The organism is Parachryseolinea silvisoli (assembly GCF_021190955.1).
Lineage (GTDB): Bacteria > Bacteroidota > Bacteroidia > Cytophagales > Cyclobacteriaceae > Ohtaekwangia > Ohtaekwangia silvisoli.
Map to the genome: position 1 here is coordinate 264722 of NZ_JAIOAO010000004.1, position 17206 is coordinate 281927.

Annotated in this window: 14 protein-coding genes and 1 riboswitch; of the genes, 13 read left to right on the forward strand and 1 reads right to left on the reverse strand. The window is 52.7% G+C overall.

Translation table 11 applies throughout. The features are described 5' to 3' along the window. Window positions 1–35 precede the first annotated feature (35 nt). The 8 genes from K7P01_RS24050 (at window position 36) to K7P01_RS24085 (ending at window position 11042) form a co-directional block, all read left to right on the forward strand. Window positions 36–593 (forward strand): RNA polymerase sigma factor, encoded by a 558-nt coding sequence (locus K7P01_RS24050; protein WP_267297132.1) that lies wholly within the window; start codon window positions 36–38, stop codon window positions 591–593. Next, window positions 586–2502 carry a hypothetical protein gene (locus tag K7P01_RS24055; protein WP_267297133.1) on the forward strand — a complete coding sequence of 639 codons (1917 nt, stop codon included), beginning with the start codon at window positions 586–588 and terminating at the stop codon, window positions 2500–2502. The genes K7P01_RS24050 and K7P01_RS24055 overlap by 8 nt, the downstream gene beginning before the upstream one ends. A 19-nt stretch (window positions 2503–2521) precedes the next feature. Continuing rightward, on the forward strand, window positions 2522–3337 hold the full coding sequence (locus K7P01_RS24060; RefSeq protein WP_267297134.1) for a hypothetical protein: 816 nt from the start codon (window positions 2522–2524) through the stop codon (window positions 3335–3337). Between the two features lie 24 nt (window positions 3338–3361). Then, on the forward strand, window positions 3362–3901 hold the full coding sequence (locus K7P01_RS24065; RefSeq protein ID WP_267297135.1) for a YceI family protein: 540 nt from the start codon (window positions 3362–3364) through the stop codon (window positions 3899–3901). A 9-nt stretch (window positions 3902–3910) separates the two neighbouring features. Then, window positions 3911–4813 carry a DUF5777 family beta-barrel protein gene (locus K7P01_RS24070; protein WP_267297136.1) on the forward strand — a complete coding sequence of 301 codons (903 nt, stop codon included), beginning with the start codon at window positions 3911–3913 and terminating at the stop codon, window positions 4811–4813. A gap of 137 nt (window positions 4814–4950) precedes the next feature. After that, window positions 4951–6588, forward strand: coding sequence for a hypothetical protein (locus tag K7P01_RS24075; protein WP_267297137.1), 1638 nt, complete (start codon window positions 4951–4953; stop codon window positions 6586–6588). A gap of 176 nt (window positions 6589–6764) precedes the next feature. Continuing rightward, window positions 6765–9695, forward strand: a complete 2931-nt coding sequence (locus tag K7P01_RS24080) for a T9SS type B sorting domain-containing protein (protein WP_267297138.1) — start codon at window positions 6765–6767, stop codon at window positions 9693–9695. Window positions 9696–9733: 38 nt separating this feature from the next. Continuing rightward, a riboswitch (cobalamin riboswitch) is annotated at window positions 9734–9946 on the forward strand. Between the two features lie 148 nt (window positions 9947–10094). Beyond that, window positions 10095–11042: a hypothetical protein gene (locus K7P01_RS24085; RefSeq protein ID WP_267297139.1), complete on the forward strand. Its 948-nt coding sequence runs from the start codon at window positions 10095–10097 to the stop codon at window positions 11040–11042. Window positions 11043–11089: 47 nt separating this feature from the next. Here the strand turns inward: K7P01_RS24085 and K7P01_RS24090 are convergent, their stop codons facing one another. Further along, the gene (locus K7P01_RS24090) at window positions 11090–11935 is read right to left on the reverse strand and encodes an aldo/keto reductase (RefSeq protein WP_267297140.1); all 846 of its coding nucleotides are present in this window, start codon (window positions 11933–11935) and stop codon (window positions 11090–11092) included. Between the two features lie 220 nt (window positions 11936–12155). Between K7P01_RS24090 and K7P01_RS24095 the strand changes: the two genes are divergently transcribed. The 5 genes from K7P01_RS24095 (at window position 12156) to K7P01_RS24115 (ending at window position 17178) form a co-directional block, all read left to right on the forward strand. Next, window positions 12156–12347: a cold-shock protein gene (locus tag K7P01_RS24095; protein WP_254085710.1), complete on the forward strand. Its 192-nt coding sequence runs from the start codon at window positions 12156–12158 to the stop codon at window positions 12345–12347. A gap of 328 nt (window positions 12348–12675) precedes the next feature. Beyond that, entirely contained in the window at window positions 12676–13188 is a 513-nt protein-coding gene (locus K7P01_RS24100) for a nucleoid-structuring protein H-NS (RefSeq protein WP_267297141.1), read from the forward strand. A 27-nt stretch (window positions 13189–13215) separates the two neighbouring features. Next, complete coding sequence (locus K7P01_RS24105) at window positions 13216–13794, forward strand: hypothetical protein (protein WP_267297142.1); 579 nt, start codon at window positions 13216–13218, stop codon at window positions 13792–13794. Beyond that, the gene (locus tag K7P01_RS24110; protein ID WP_267297143.1) at window positions 13791–14636 is read left to right on the forward strand and encodes a hypothetical protein; all 846 of its coding nucleotides are present in this window, start codon (window positions 13791–13793) and stop codon (window positions 14634–14636) included. The genes K7P01_RS24105 and K7P01_RS24110 overlap by 4 nt, the downstream gene beginning before the upstream one ends. Then, window positions 14623–17178 carry a leucine-rich repeat domain-containing protein gene (locus K7P01_RS24115; RefSeq protein WP_267297144.1) on the forward strand — a complete coding sequence of 852 codons (2556 nt, stop codon included), beginning with the start codon at window positions 14623–14625 and terminating at the stop codon, window positions 17176–17178. The genes K7P01_RS24110 and K7P01_RS24115 overlap by 14 nt, the downstream gene beginning before the upstream one ends. Window positions 17179–17206: the final 28 nt, after the last annotated feature.

Here is a 17206-nt window from a genome sequence, read left to right on the forward strand (position 1 = left end):
GGCCGTCTTGGGGAAGATTTAAAAATTAAGAATGCTTGGAAGACCCGCAGCAGCTTAACGCAATCATTCAACGTTGCCTCAAGGGCGACCGCGAATCCCAGAAGGTGCTTTATGAGCATTTTTATGGGTATGCTATGAGCATCTGCCTGCGGTACACGCGCTCTCGGGAAGAAGCCCGGGAGATCCTGAATGATGGATTTATGAAAGTGTTCACACGGTTGAACCAGCACGAAGATCAGTCTTCGTTTAAAGCGTGGTTGCGACGGATCATGATCAATACGGCCATTGATCAGTACCGCAAATCGGGTAAGCACGAGCATCATCAGGATCTGGAGGCTGCCGCCGCGCAAGTGGTGTCGGTACACGGAGATGCGCTGGACGCGCTGTCCTACGAAGAATTGGTCATGATGGTGCAGCAATTGACACCGGCGTACCGAACTGTCTTTAACCTGTACGTGATAGACGGTTATGCGCACGAGGAGATTGCAGCCCAGATGGGAATTTCAGTGGGGACTTCTAAATCTAACCTGTTTAAAGCGCGTGAGCAGCTGCGGACGTTGCTGAAAAGGATTAACGTGAAAAAGTATGCCTGAGATGTCAGACAAAGAGTTGGATAAGCTGTTCCGGGAGGCAGCAAGCGGCCTCGAGCCTGCGTACGATCCGCAGGACTGGGAGATGCTGCGCGCACGTCTGGACAGTGACGACAGGGCTGCTTTTTTCCGACGCATCACGCTGCGCGTACTGGTGGGAGCCATGCTGCTCTCGTCTGTATGGTCGGTATGGCAGTCGGACGACAGAATGACTTCTCCTCAGGAAGCAACGGTAGTAGACACTATGCCACTGCTTTCTGCGGAAAACGACACTGCACTTGCCCGGACCGTGCCGACACACCGTGGGGACGCCGGCACGCCGACACAGGACATACCGGGAACGACAACAGAGAGGCTGCCGAACAATGCTGCCGACGACGGTGAGGGAACGGTTACGGTACGGACGGGTGCAAAGGGAACTACGCAGGAGAGCGAAACATCCCGGCAGGCCCTGGCAGGAAATACGACAGCTAAGAATGCGACGTCGGTCAATAAGACAACGGCTGTAGCGTCGACAGAAAATACAACCACTGCCAGCAGCCTGAAAGAGGCCGGTGGAAGCAGTACAAACAAGACCGGGGAAGCCGGCGCGGAAGCAACGAGCAATCGCCGCCGGGTGCAACGCCAGACAGCGGTCAGCACCGATGCGGAAGGAAGAACAATTAACCAAACTGGCCGGACGGGACAGGTGAATGCAAAACAAGGTAAGTCTGCGACTGCTGGATCGAATCAGCAGGATAGTATGATCACGGTGCAGCGGGTCGCAGGCCGTCCGGTAGATGCTACGGCGGATAAAAAGCTGGTCGCGTCAGAGCAATCGAAAACAGCCCCCGGCGCGAATCGTGCAGAAGGTATACAGGAAGCTGCTGTAGTAAAAGAAGAGGATACCGCGACGCAGAAACAACAATATCAAGTATCTACACTGGCAACAGATACAAAGAATAAACAACAGCCCGTAGCAAACGCGGCAACGAAAGACGACAAACTTGTCGGCGCCGGCGTGCAGACGGATGAAAAGAAAGTAGGTCTTTACCCTGATACCCAAGGAGCGGTGCGGGACAGCCGGGATCAGGCTGGTACCGCACAAGCTTCGGACCGCGACAAGCAGGAGGGTGAAGCAGACGACGTGTATGTGCGGGAAAAGGACGAAGTGATGGGTGTGCATGGTCCTCCGATGCGGAAGCGCAACAAAGGCGAAACTATTTCGGGGCAGGAAACGCTGGCGGCAGCTGTACGACAAGACAGCGCTACCGTGAAGGAAGCCGGGAAAAAAGATACCACCCAGGTTGTAGCGGCACAGGAAGAAGAGAAGAAGCAAGAGAAGGAAAAAGTGTCGCGTTGGTATATCAAGCTGCCGGTGTCGCCGGACTTCAGTACGATTGGGTACAAGCGTCCGGGTAAGTCGGGTATCAACATCGGTTTGCTGGTAGAGTTTATGCCGATAAAGCGCATCGGGATTACCGCGGGCGCCATCTGGTCGCGTAAGATCTATACCAGCAAGAATCCCGAGAAGACATACGGTTCGGGACCGTACACGGTAAAGGCGGATTGGCTGGATGGCGAGTGCCGCGTGCTGGACCTGCCGCTGAACGTGACGTACTATATACGACCGGAGGCGCGCACCAATTTCTCGATCACGACCGGTATATCGTCGTACATCATGTTGAACGAAGATTATACCTATGGAGTAAAAGGTCCTACGCAGGACTACATATATAACGAAACGTATACACGTAAAAACAACGACTGGGCTAGTATGCTGAATATCTCAATCGGCATACAGCATCGGCTGAGCAGGCGGTTCCAGGTACAGGCGGAACCCTTTCTCAAAGCTCCTCTTTCCGGCGTCGGCGAAGGTAAGGTCGACCTGGTGAGCTCGGGGGTTTTCTTCTCACTCAAGTATCAATTTTAACTAAAAAACAAAGAATTTTATGATTCGCAGGGCGAACTATGTCCATTTTTTCCTAATAGGCCTGTTGGCCAGTGCCTGTGCAAACCATTCTGAAGAAGAAATGGTGGATTGCGCCACGAGTGGTTTGACCCTTGCGGTAGACAACCAGGGTAATCCGTCGGCGTGTGGTGTTGAAGACGGCTCCATCACTGTGTCGGGTACGGGCGGCCGTACGCCGTACCAGTTCAGCATCGACGGTAGCACCTTCCAGGCAAACGGTGCATTCAGCAAATTGCTGGGGGGTAGCTATACTGTTACGCTGAAAGACGCCAATGGTTGTGAATCGACGACCGAGGTTTCCCTGCAGGTACCTTCGAGTGATTTGGCTGTTTCGGCGGAAACAACGAGCGACAACGGCTGTGGCGAAGACACAGGCACGATTACGGTAACGGCTACCGGTACAAAAACACCCTTCCAGTATAAACTGGGCACGGGCAGTTTTGGCACGAACCCCGTATTCGAAGACCTGGCCAGCGGACAGTATTCTGTCACGGTGCGTGACGCGGATAATTGCTCACGGGTGATTAGCGCTACCGTTGCGCGTGGTGCAAGTGGTGTGACCTATAGCGGTGATATCCAGAACATCATTCAGACAAACTGTGCGATCACCGGTTGTCACGTAGCAGGCTCGCAAAGTCCGAACTTCACCCAGTTCACAAATATTAAAAACAATGCGACTACGATTAAGGCCCGCACGGGTGCCCGAAGCATGCCGCCCGCAGGCCAGCCGGCGCTGTCACAGTCAGCCATTGACCAGATTGCCTGCTGGGTGGACGATGGTGCGCTTAATAACTAGTCTTAACCTAACCCTATCAGGTTTATGGAGCGACGTGTGATCCTCGTAGTCCTCGCGCTGGCAATGGTTTTGCCGGCACTGGGGCAAAAGTATAAGGCCGAGAAAGGAGAAACCTCCTTTTTCTCGAAGGCCACGGTGGAAGATATCAAGGCGGAGAACACGCAAATTTCCAGCTTGTTTAATGCGACCAGCGGAGATATTGCCTTTTCCATTCCCATCAAGGGCTATCAATTTGACAAAGCATTGATGCAGGAGCACTTCAACGAGAAGTATATGGAAACGGAGAAATATCCAACGGCAACGTTTTCCGGAAAACTGCAGGGCTATACGCCCTCGGGGCCGGCAACACAGTCCGTGACAGCGAAAGGCAAACTGACCATACACGGTGTGGTGCGGCCTGTCGAAATCGCGGGACACGTTGAAAAGCAAGGCGACAAGCTATTGATGAAATCAAGCTTTGTCGTCAAGCTGGCAGACTACAACGTGCAGATTCCCAAATTGCTGTGGCAGAATATTGCCGAGCAGGTGGACGTAACCATTCAAGTAACCTACAAGCCTCAATAATCACGAACTATGCGGTTTATATTCAGAACACTTTTTACAGCGCTGGCCTTTACGACATGTTTGACGTTTTCGGCGCGGGCACAAGACGAGCTGTTGCAAGAACTTTCCACAGGCCAGGAAGACCAGGGCTATATTGGCCAGGCCTTTAAGGGGTCACGGCTGGTGAACGGCCACTCGGTAGAGACCACCAGCGCCGGCACCCTGGAGTTTATTTTTTCACACCGCTTCGGACGTGTTAACGGCGGATTGTATGAGATGTTCGGTTTGGACGATGCCTTCGTACGCATTGGCCTGGAGTATGGTCTGACCGATAACCTGAGCGTTGGCATTGGCCGTAACTCAGTGGACAAGACGGTCGACGGCTACCTGAAGTATAAGCTGTTGCGCCAGACCAGGGAGGGTGTACCTTTTACCATCACGGCATTTGGCAGCGGGGCGTATAAAACGTCGCCCAAGGACGATGAGACACCGGCGGGCTTTGAAACGATCGACCGGCTGTCGTACACCGGCCAGCTGTTGATTGCCCGGCGTTTTACGTCGAAGCTGTCGCTGCAGCTGATGCCGACCGTGGTCCACAAAAACTACATCGGCCTGGGCGAGGGTGATACAGAGAATACGCAGGCAGCGATTGGTATCGGTGGCCGTATCAAACTGACCCGTAGCGTATCCGTGAATGCCGAGTATTACTACCGTCTGAATGCAACCGATAACTCACCATACAAGGATGCCATTGGCCTGGCGATCGATATCGAGACCGGCGGCCACGTCTTCCAGATCGTGATGACCAATACGCGGGGCATGATCGAGCGGACGTTTATTACCGAGACGGACGGCGACTTCTTCGATGGTGACATCCACCTGGGCTTTAACGTGACACGCGCTTTTCAGCTGAAGTCGCACAAAGGCAAATGATATAAGGCTCCGCGCGTTTGCGTGAGCCACACTACCTGAGTACGTATGTTGTTTCGAGAAGCGGCCCGATGGCCGCTTCCTGGGATACCTTTTTCTACAACTTTTCTTTTTACACCCTTAAACAAATTTTAATCTGTATGAAACTATTGTTTAACACACGTATGCTCTTTTTACGGGGCATGCTTTTGACGGTAGCCCTTTCCGCTATAGTGCTTGGTTGCAGTGACGATGATGACACGACACCGGCCGAACCGGAACTGGCGATCAAGTTGGGTACCAGCGCGACCCTGGGTTCGTACCTGACGGATGGCAATGGAAATACCCTGTATTACTTTACTACCGACGTAGCCGGTGTCAATACCTGTACAGGCGGATGTATCGCCAACTGGCCTGTATACAATGCAGCCGGACTGACGGAAGACCTGGTCGGTGAAGGTCTTGATTTTGACGACTTCGCTACCATTACGACGAACGGTGTGGCACAGACTACCTACAAAGGATGGCCACTTTACTACTATGCGCCGGGCGGCGTGCGCGAAGCAGCCACCCAGACAACCGGTGAAGGTGTAGGTGGAGTATGGTTTGTTGCCAAGCCTGATTACACGATTCAACTTGCCAAAGGCCAGCTTATTGGTGCGGACAGCAAACACTACAAGGGTGACTATACCGAAGGTGATGGCCCTGTAACATACTTTACCGATGCCCATGGCCGTACGCTGTATGCATTCGTGGTCGACAAGAAGAACGATAACAACTTTACGACCGGAGAGGCAGCCCACGATGCCAACTGGCCGATCTTCGAAGCTACACCCGATCAGGTTCCTTCCACCCTGGACAAGACACTGTTCGGTACGATCGATGTCTTTGGCAAAAAGCAACTCACCTACAAAGGCTGGCCGATATACTATTTTGGATCAGACACTCAGCGCGGACAGACAAAAGGTGTAAGCGTGCCGCAACCCGGTGTTTGGCCGGTAGTAGTGGCAGACATAGAGGAAGCACCGGAAGCCGACGAACCGGAACCGGCAATCAAGCTGGCTACCAGCGCAACCCTCGGTTCGTACCTGACGGATAGCGAAGGTAATACGCTGTATTACTTTGCTACCGACGTAGCGGGTGCCAATACCTGTACAGGTGGGTGTGCCACCGCCTGGCCCGTATACAATGCTGCCGGACTGACGGAAGACCTGGTCGGTGAAGGCCTTGATTTTGACGACTTCGCTACCATTACGACGAACGGCGCGGCACAAACAACCTACAAAGGATGGCCACTCTATTACTATGCACCAGGCGGCACGCGTGAGGCAGCCGGTCAAACTACCGGTGAAGGTGTAGGCGGTGTATGGTTTGTTGCCAAGCCTGATTATACGATTCAACTGGCGAAAGGCCAATTGATCGGTGCGGATAACAAACACTACAAAGGCGATTATACCGAAGGTGATGGCGCCGTAACATACTTTACCGATGCCCACGGCCGCACGCTGTATGTATTCACGGTCGACAAGAATAACGACAACAACTTCACAAATGGAGAGGCAGCCCACGATGCCATCTGGCCGATCTTTGAAGCCACGCCCGATCAGGTTCCGTCTACCCTGGACAAGACGTTGTTCGGTTCGATCGATGTCTTTGGCAAAAAACAGCTCACCTATAAAGGCTGGCCGGTATACTACTTTGGCTCGGATGCCCAGCGCGGACAAACAAAAGGCGTAAGTGTACCGCAACCCGGTGTTTGGCCGGTAGTGGTGAAGGATATCGCGGAAGCGCCGGAATAGTTGTAACAATCATTATACTATCATACCGTCGGGGGGGCTCCAGTGGGGCACCCCCTTTTTATGGGGGTACGTAAAATATTTTTTTAAGGCGGCATACACGAAGGTGGCTGGTTGGCGTTAGGATGGCGTGTGATGGGTTGTGGGGTATTTTGCGCTAACCTATTTGTACAATCGCTATGTTGGTAAATAAAGATGCTCTGCAGAGCAGCCTGCTGCTCTGTCTGGTTATTTTTTGTCTGCTGCTGCCCGGTGGCCCGGTCTATGCCACACACCTGCGCGCGGGCAATATCAAGCTGACAAGGGTTGGCGACTGTGGTAGCGGCGGCGGTATTACGTATACCGTGCGCATCGAGGTGTATATCAATACCAACGATACGGACGTGCTTTTCGGCGGAGCCAATGATTACCTTGATTTTGGCGACCGAAGCCCACGGGTCAAGGTGCCGGAGATCCGTCCGAACGATCCCCGTTATTCTACAAAGGGAATGCCGTCCGGCACAGCCTATGTCTATTTTGAGATCAACCACTATTTTGATGTGGGCACGTATACGATCAGCTATGTGGAGGAGAACCGGAACGCGGGGATCTTAAACATGGACAGCCCGGTGCAGACACCGTTTTACCTGGAGACGCAGGTGGTCATCGACCCTTATTTGGGCTGCAATACGCCGGTGCACCTGGGACAACCGCCGTTGGGCCGCGCGTGTACGGGCGTAGCCTGGTTTCATAACCCCCAGGCGGTCGACCCCGACGGCATTGACAGCATCTCTTACCAGATGGTCGTTCCCTACCGCGACCGTGGTGCTTCGGTCTTCAATTATCTGAGCCCCGCGGCTTCTAAGTTCTACACACACTATGCCCAGGGCAACGAGGCCGGTACCGGTATACCGACGTTTACCATTGACCAACGCGGCAATGTTGTGTGGGATGCTCCCGGCATGGTAGGGGAGTATAATATTGCTTTTATCGTCATCGACTGGCGGCGTAAAGCCAAGGGAACGTATTACCAGGTGGGATTTGTGCGCCGCGACATGCAGATTGTCGTGGAAGATTGCGATAACAAACGTCCGGAGCTGATCGTACCGGAAGATATTTGTGTGACGGCGGGCGACAAGATTCAGGAATATATCAACGCATACGACCTGGATTCGCCACCCGACGATGTGCGTATTACCGCAACCTCGGAGGTATTTTCACTGCGCGAATCCCCCGCGACGTTTTCGCCGACGATCTTTCAAACGTCACCGGCGTACGCGGGTTTTACCTGGTACACCCGTTGCGAGCATGTGCGTGAGCAACCTTATACTGTGTACTTCAAGGCCGAAGATGCCTTTGGACTGGCCGTCTACAAGGCCTGGCGCATTACGGTAGTGGGTCCCGCGCCGATTTGGAATGATGCACAATTAAATGCCACCCGGCGCACGGCGACGCTGAAATGGGACCGTTATACCTGTCAGAATGCGCAGACCATACAACTATGGCGAAAGGTAGACGGCACCAACTTTCAGCCCGACCATTGTGAAACGGGCATGCCACCAGGCTTAGGCTATACGTTGATCGACACGGTGCCGGCACGCCTCTCACCAGACGAACCTACGGCGCAGTATATCGATACCAACAACGGGATGGGGCTCGCACCGGGTGCACGATATTGTTACCGGCTGGTGGCGGTGTATCCGGGGCCTGGCGGCGGGGAGAGCTATGTTTCGCAAGAGGTTTGTGTAGGACCGGTATTGGCCGATGTGCCGATCATTACAAACGTATCGGTGGAGCGGACGGATACACAAGACGGACTGGTGCGGGTGAGCTGGAAGAAGCCCTTTGATGTCGACCCCGCAGTATACCCGCCGCCATATGAGTACCGGGTGTACCGTGGCGTGGGGTTCGACAGGGCGAACGATTCCACCCTGGTGGCGACGTTGTTCGGGGATACCACGTACCTGGACGGTGGCTTGAATACGGAGGTGAACGTCTATAATTATAACATTCTGGGGTATTGCACGAAAAAGAGTCCGCAGTCGGGTAACGACACAACCTTGTTGCTGGGGTCGTCAGCCTGGGCGTCGTCGGTAAGGGTGGGCTCAACCTCGCAGAAGGATCAAATTACCCTGGGTTGGTCGGCGCATGTACCGTGGTCCAACCAGATAGAAGCACATCCGTATCATTACATTTTCCGGGGTGGTACGGAAGATGCCGAAGATCAGTTGCAGTTGGTGGACTCGGTCAACGTGACGGCCGGTGGCCTGCAATATGTCGACAGTGGCCTTACACCCGGCACAACCTATTGTTATCGCATTATGACACGCGGAGGCTATGGCAACCCGCAGCGGATACCCGAGCCGCTGGAGAACTACTCCCAGCGTATTTGTGTACAGCCGGGCGATACGCTGGCGCCTTGTACCCCCTTGCTCACGGTGTCGCTAGTGGACTGTGAGCGCCTGTCCGTTGCCACGCTTTGCATCGCCCGCCCGGGAACGTACGCCAACACGTTGCAGTGGGAACCGGGCGAAGCGGGGGGATGTAATTCGGATATCCAGTATTACCGTGTCTATTGGACCACGACGTTGGCGGGCGCGTATACACTACTCGGGCAAGTGGCTGCCACCGAGCGCATGTTTGTACACGAGGGCTTGAGCTCGTATGCGGCGTGTTACAGAATATCGGCCGTTGATTTCTCGGGCAACGAAAGTGACCTGAGCGACGCCGTATGCAATGACAACTGTCCGAACTATATGTTGCCGAATGTCTTCAGCCCGAACGGCGATGCGGCAAACCCGGTCTTCAGCGCCTACAGCCTGCGCGATTATGCCTGTGCTTCCGACGACTGTGCGGCGCCCGAGCATCTCAAGAATGGTTGTGCGCGGTTCGTGAAAACGGTGCGGTTCAAAGTGTTCAATCGGTGGGGACGCGAAGTATATTCTTACACCGGTGACTACCGGGACGACATCAATTCCATCTATATTGACTGGGACGGACGCGACAAGAACGGTTCCATGTTGTCGCCCGCTGTCTATTATTACAGTGCCGAAGTCACCTTCGATGTGCTCGATCCACGCAAAAGCGTGAAGCTCTACAAAGGATGGGTGCACCTGTTGAACGAGCCGTAGGCCCGATAAGTCTCTTGGTTCGTGATCATTTAATTTCTATTTTCGATTCAGCATAGGGTTCATACTGCCAATTGGCGGAGTGATTAAAAGGGAATCAGGTGTAAATCCTGGACAGTTCCCGCTGCTGTAATCCTCATCCGGCGTTTGCCGGAACGAGCTTTCAACGACAAGACCACTGTCTGCCGGCTGGTGGACGGGAAGGTGTTGAGAGAGAGGAGAGTCAGAAGACCTGCCCCGTGCCATCAGAGTTTGTAGCCTGCGGTGAACGGGTGTGCGGATGACCGGGTCGCGTTCTGCGTATTCATGGCCAGCGTATGGTTCAACCTCTGCATGTTGTTCGGTAGTAGAATCAGAGGTTTCTGAGGTTATATAATTAAACGTTTACAAAAAAAGTTGACTATGAAAAAGAACATGTTACTCATGTGCATGGCAGGTTTACTATGCCTGGCCGGCTGCACGGATTCTGCGTACGAAGAAGTCTCTACCACCGCACAGTCGGTTACCCCAGACGCCTTAAAAGACGCACATGCACGGGCGTCACTGCTGGTGCCGACGAAGTATATTTCGCAGGTGTTTACCTACGCGCCTGCGCCGGGACAGTTTATCAATACGTTGCCTGCGTATACATCGGGCAATACGGCGGCTCAAATGGCAACGAAGGCGGCTACAGCGCTCGTCGGTAAAACAAATGGCCTGGTGTGCCTGGGCGGTTTCGGCGGCTATATTGTTGTGGGTTTTGACCACACCATCGCGAACGTGGCCAGTGTGCGTGACTTTAAAGTATATGGCAATGCCTTCACCGATTGGGCCGAGCCGGGTATTGTCATGGTGTCGCGCGATGTGAATGCCAACGGTTTGCCAGACGATACGTGGTATGAGCTGGCTGGCAGTGCCTACAATGCTGCCGGCACGATCAAAAATTACCAGATCACGTATACCAAGCCCAGCCCGTTAAATGCCGATGTGCCGTGGACGGACAATCAAGGAGGTTCCGGTGTAGTGAAGCGCAATTCGTTTCACACCCAGGCGTCGTATTACCCGCAGTGGGAAGGGAACAGCATCACCTTTACGGGTACAAAACTGGCGAACCATGCGTACGATAGCAACCCGGACCCGTCCGCCGAGCACTGGCTGGCACCGGCCTTTGCCTGGGGCTATGCGGACAATGTGCCCAATGCAGATACGAACGCGACATTTGATATTGACTGGGCGGTGAACAGCAGCGGTACACCGGTAAGCCTGACGGGCATCGACTTTATTAAGATCCATACCGGCACGAACCAGGATGCCGGCTGGTTAGGTGAAGTCTCAACCGAGATTGCGGGCATCGAAGACATTAATCTATAAGGTATAGTTCCTGGCAAGGCCACGTTTTGCCTTGCCAGGAATGATCTTTATTTAGAGAGCCCGGCAAATTCTTCGTCGGTCAGCACGATGTCGGCGGCTTTCATGTTTTCGTGCAAGTGCTCGACGGAGCTGGTGCCGGGAATTAACAATATATTGGGTGAACGTTTGAGCAGCCACGCGAGCGCTATCTGGGCCGTTGTGGCGTTATGGCGGGCGGCAATGCTGCTGATTTTGCCGGCCATGGATTCGGGACCGGATGCCAGTGGATACCACGGTATAAATGCCAGGCCACGCTGCGCGGTATAATCGACCACGTTATCCCACTTGCGGTTGCCCAGGTTATACAGGTTTTGAACCGATACGATGGGCACTATCTTTTGAGCTTGCTCGATCTGGGCGACATCTACTTCGGATAACCCTACGTAACGTATTTTTCCGGCTTTCACAGCATCGACTACGGGGCGGAGTGTCTCCTCCACGGGCACGTTCGAATCGAACCGGTGTAATTGCCAGAGATCGATCGCGTCTACTTTCAGGCGTTTCAGGCTGCCTTCAATGTTCTCGCGAATGAAGCCAGGGGTGCCGTTGGGTACCCATTGGCCTGGGCCGGGACGGCTAAAGCCACCTTTTGTCGCAATGACCAGGTTTTTTTTATAGGGGTGCAAGGCTTCGGCAATTAAGGATTCGTTGGTATGCGGGCCGTAGGCGTCGGCGGTGTCGATAAAGTTTACGCCGGCGGCGACAGCCTCCTGTAAGACTTTTTTGGCCCTGGCCCGGTCGGGGGCGTCGCCAAATACACCGGGCCCGGTCAATTGCATGGCGCCGTATCCCAGGCGGTTGATCTCGTACTGGCCTAAATTGAAGGTGCGGGTTTGTTTTGAAGTTGTTGTCATATAATTAGCTCTCCTTTAGGAAATTAGAGTTTTATTGTCGTATCTTTGCCAGGCATTTAAGAAATTGCCCTCCAGCAAAGTTAGTCTCACTATTATTTTGTTGTTTGCCTTCCTTAAGTTAATACCGTAAAGATTGCTTTCAGTATATTTTGACGTTGTTACGTACGATGAGTTGATTCCCACCGCACGGCAGTTTTAGTAATTTTTAATACATAATACAATGCAAGGAACAGTAAAGTTTTTTAATGAAGCAAAAGGTTTTGGCTTCATTAAACCCCACAACTCAGGCGCGGACATTTTTGTCCATGTTTCCGGTCTTATCGACGAGGTTCGCGAGAACGACGAGGTTGAGTATGAAGAAGAGAAAGGTAAAAAAGGCCTGAACGCAGTCAAAGTGACCCGATTAAATTAATCGTAGCTTTGGATAACATGAAAACCCCCAGTACTTGGTACTGGGGGTTTTTTATTTACCGAATGTGAAGTTGTGCGCTCCGGATCCTATATAGATATTGTATTCCGGTTTAACCGGATGGATTGGTTAACGATCTGCCAGTCCGGCTATTAATCCGATTTTAATATCGGCGGCACAACTAAACACCTCTCGGTGCGTTTAGTCTGTAAGTTTTTTTCATACGTGCTGGTAATTCTTAAAAATAGGCACGATAATTTAGTAGTGAAAAAATATCATCAAACAGAAAACAAGAGACATGACACTTCTTATTCAAAAATCTTCCCGATTTATGATATTGGCCTTAATGGTCGTAGTGATGGCGATGGGCGCCGGTTGTAAGAGTAAAAAGAAAGCCATGGAGGCACAGCAGGCAGCCGAGAAAGCTCGTATGGAGCAAGAAGCTGCCGCCCGCAAGCAGCGTGAAGAAGAGGAGGCACGCCGTCGCCGTGAGGCCGATGAGCAAGCCCGCCGCGATGCCGAAGCACGTGCCCGTGCTGAAAAAGAAGTTGTTGGTCCGCAGAAAAAGCTCGAACAATATTTCAGTGCTATAGCCAATGCCACCAGCCCCGGGGCTGCGAACAATAGCATCAACGAAGCGCTCGCCTTGTTTGCTTCGCCGTCAACACCGGTACTGATCGTAATTCACGAAGAAGGCGGTGAAAAAGATTATGATCGTCCCACCAACATCAAAGACTATTTGAATTATCTCAAAGATCAGAAGAAGACCGCCGACCGCATTGGTAATCTCCAGTTTGACGGCTCCGGTAAGATCAAAGAGGTTGAGCTGGTGAAGCAGAAATAATGTTCCATTTTCAAAACGTATAACAACATGCATGCTATAAAATATGTATATGCCCTTTTGCTGAGCGTATGTATCCTGGGACAGGTGTCCGCGCAAAAAGGTGAGATCAGCCCATCCCGAAAACAAGCCATCGATTCGCTCGCGCTGGAAAAAGTGCGCGACCTGAGCAAGTATATCAGTATTATCGGCAATAAGAAGACGCCATTCTCCGAGGCACAGCGTGTAATGGATCGTGCCGAAGAGCTTTTTGCTCCTGATAGCGAAATGGGTGTTTCCTCATTAAACCGCAAGGAGGTTAACTACTATAAGGTGCGCAAATACTTTGAGCGTCTTATGGCTTTGAACTACGACCGTGTGTCGATCGAGTGGTATGACATTCACTATATCAGCGACCTGGAACGTCAGCCCGACGGGCGTTATGTAGGGGTGGTTACGGTCTACCAACGTTTTGAAGGCGAATCCGACGACGGCCTGAAGTATAAAGACACGACAAAGAAAGATATTACCATTTATGTAGAGCGGAAGAAAACCCAAATCCAGGGCCGTATTATCGAGTTCTGGGATGTAATGCTAGGGGATATCCGGGTGACTGAAACGAGTGCATGATCTACGTAAGAGCCGCCATCTTTTTTTCTTTGGTACTGGGCCTGATCTCGACAACGTCGGTACAGGCCCAGCTCGTCTCCGACATGGACGATGAGAGCCGGTTGTATGCCGAGACCAAACAGGTGAACCAATTTTTCCGGAGATTTAACGGCGAGGAGAACGACAAAGGCGATCGGTACGATACGAAGGACCGGCAATACCAAAGCGTGAAGCTTCGTAAAAAGTATCTGAGCATGTTGTTCGACGCCAGCAACGCCGGTATAAAAGCCGACCTGAAGGCGCAGTTCGGCAAGGACGTGTTGGAGGGCACGAAGCCTGTTATACTGGACTTCCACGGCGGCAATTGGTTTGCCGAGGTGCACACTACCTTTTTGTACAACAATAAGGCTCAGACCATTATCTTGTTCCTGACGTTGGAGAAAGATCACCTGGGTTCCAAGTGGGTAATCGACAAAGTACATGCGGATATGTTTGACCCGTATTTTAAGCGCGATACCACCAAGGTGGGCAAGTTTCTACATCCCCTCAGTCACGAGTTGGACTTTATGAACCTGCGCAAGGCGTTTCAGAACAGCGACAGCGTCAGCCAGTTTGCCGGTAAGCGCTTTGTAGCCGATCATCTTTCGGTGTTCTTATATGAGATCAAGAAGGGAAGTCTTAAATTTAAGACCGTAGACGAAGTGAAGTTTCACTTTTTTCAGATTCCCGGCTGGTACTTTGAGCTTGCTGAGTTTAACCGCCCCGGCAACAACAACGGCTGGTTAATCTCAAACCTGGTGAGTCTGAAGAGCGAGTCGGAACGTAATATTCTCAGAAAGTACTTGTATTATGAAACGAAATAAACTGTGGCTGATCACAGTTTTCCTGCTCCTGGTGTATGTAGCCCCTGTCGAAGCCCAGCAAAAAAAGCCGGCGAAGAAGGGACAGACCACCAAGAAAGGTCAACAGCCTGCCAAGAAGACTACGCCGACCACTGCTCCTAAAAAGCAGGACACCAAGACGGCGCCGCCGCCCGACGTGACCGCGAAGCCCGTTGATGCGACGGGCCACGAGGCGAAGGTGCGCGACATGGTGGCGTTCCTGGAATATGTGCTGAACACCCTGGGCAGCAGCGCAACCCTGGCGCGGGATAAAGATGTGCTGGTGACGGAGAGCTATAACAAAATCTTCCGCGACGGCAAAGTGCAGATCGAAGACGACCTGGATGCAGACCGGAAGGTCATTACCAACAAAGACGTACAGGCATATCTGAAAGACGTCGATTTCTTTTTCGACGACGTCAAGTTTGAATTTACCATCGACGAAATTCAACAGAAGACCCTGGCGGGCGACAAGCTCTTTTATAAAGTAACGCTCGGGCGTAACATGAAAGGTACCACTGTGGCAGGTAAAGCTGTCAACAGCACGCTGAAGCGCTTTGTCGAAATCAACTATAATCCCGACGACCAGGACCTGAAGATCGTCAGCATCTATACCAACGAATTTAACGAGAAGGGGGCATTGCTGGAGTGGTGGAACCAGCTCTCATACGAGTGGCAGGAGATTTTTACCCGCAAGCTTGGCCTGGCAGACAGCGTGACGATGAGCGACATCAAGAACGTCACGGCGATCGAGTCGCTGGACCTGAGCCGCAACAGTTATATTCAGAACATCGAGCCGCTGGCGGCATTGGTAGGTCTGCGGACGCTGGACATATCGAATACCTTTGTTACCGACATCAGTCCCATTCGAAATCAGACAGAGCTCGTGGATCTGAACCTGGCGCACACCGGTGTCGCCGACCTGACACCCCTGAAGTATGCCGAGAACCTGCAGCGCCTCAACTTCGGTTACACCAAGGTACGCGATCTGGCGCCCGTAGAGCGCATGACCCGGCTGGAATTCCTGAAAATGGAGAACCTCGAGGCCAATGACTTTACTGTGCTGGGCAAGCTCACGTCATTGAAACAGCTGGATGTGAGCGGAACAACGCTGGCACAATCGACAGTATTGGAACCGTTGGTGAATTTGCAGGAGCTGAACCTTTCGCAAACGGCCTTAACCGATTTAAGTGGCTTGAAGGGCATGAAGAAGCTGATGATCCTGCGCCTGGACAGCACCCGCCATGCTGACCTCACGCCGTTGAGCAGCCTGGAAGGATTAAAGACTTTGTACGTGAATTATACGCCGGTGGCAACGCTGGCGCCACTGGACGCATTAACACACCTCGAGAAGGTATACTGTGACCACACCTCCATTGACCGTGCAGCGGCCGATGCTTTTATTGCCGCGAATCCGGGGGTGTTGGTGATCTTTGACTCGGAGGACCTGAAGGGTTGGTGGGATACGCTGCCGGCCGTATGGCAAAAGATCTTCCGGGATGCTGCCCGCACGGCGGCCGAACCAGGCAAAGAAGAGCTGGCACGCATCACGACACTCGATTCAATCAACCTGGGGGGCAATGCGCAGATTCGGAGTCTGGACCCGCTCGAAAAGCTTACCAAGTTGAAAGTGGTGATAGCCGCGAAAACATCGATCCGCGATTTGATGCCTTTACAAGATCATCAGGAGATTCGCACGCTCGACATTCGCGATACGCCCGTAGACGACCTGGCCGTGGCGGGACGCTTTAAGAAGCTGGCCACATTGCTGGCGGACGGCAGCAAAATACAAACGCTGGAGCCGCTGGCGTCGGCCGGAAGCCTGCGCAAGGTATATGCAGACAAGACCGCGATTACCGACGAGCAGGCACGTCAGCTCTTGCGTCAGCACGCAGAGTGCCTGGTGGTCTATCAGACCGATTCGCTGCAAGCGTGGTGGAACGGCGTTACCGACGATTGGAAAGAGATTTTTACCACCCAGCTGCGCATGCAGGCGCAGCCGACCCGCGAAGATCTGCACCGACTGATCGAGTTGAGGACAGTACACGCCGGCGAGACGCGTATTCAGGATCTTACGCCGCTGCAAGTCTTTATCCGACTTTCGGAATTACATTTTGCAGGCACGGCGATTACCGACATCACACCGCTGACGAAGGTGAAGACGCTGACGTCGCTGCACCTTACGCACAGCCCGCTGCGCAAGCTTGATCCGTTGGCAGAGCTGACAAACCTGGAAGACCTCGATATTTCCAATACACCAACAGAAGATCTGAAGCCGCTAGGCAACCTGCAAAACCTCAAAAAAGTGAATTGTGCCGGTACGCAGATCAAGACGTTAACGGCGTTGGAAACACTGCGGTCGCTCGAGTTCCTGGATTGCTCGAACACGGAGGTTAAAAAGATCGACCCGCTGCAGGAGCTGCCCATGAAGACGCTGAAGTGTTATAACACAAAGATATCGGCCAAGCAGGTAGAGAGCTTTCAGAAGACTCATCCCGATTGCCAGGTAATGTATTACCGGTAACTGCCCACCAGAAAAAAATATGCCTGTC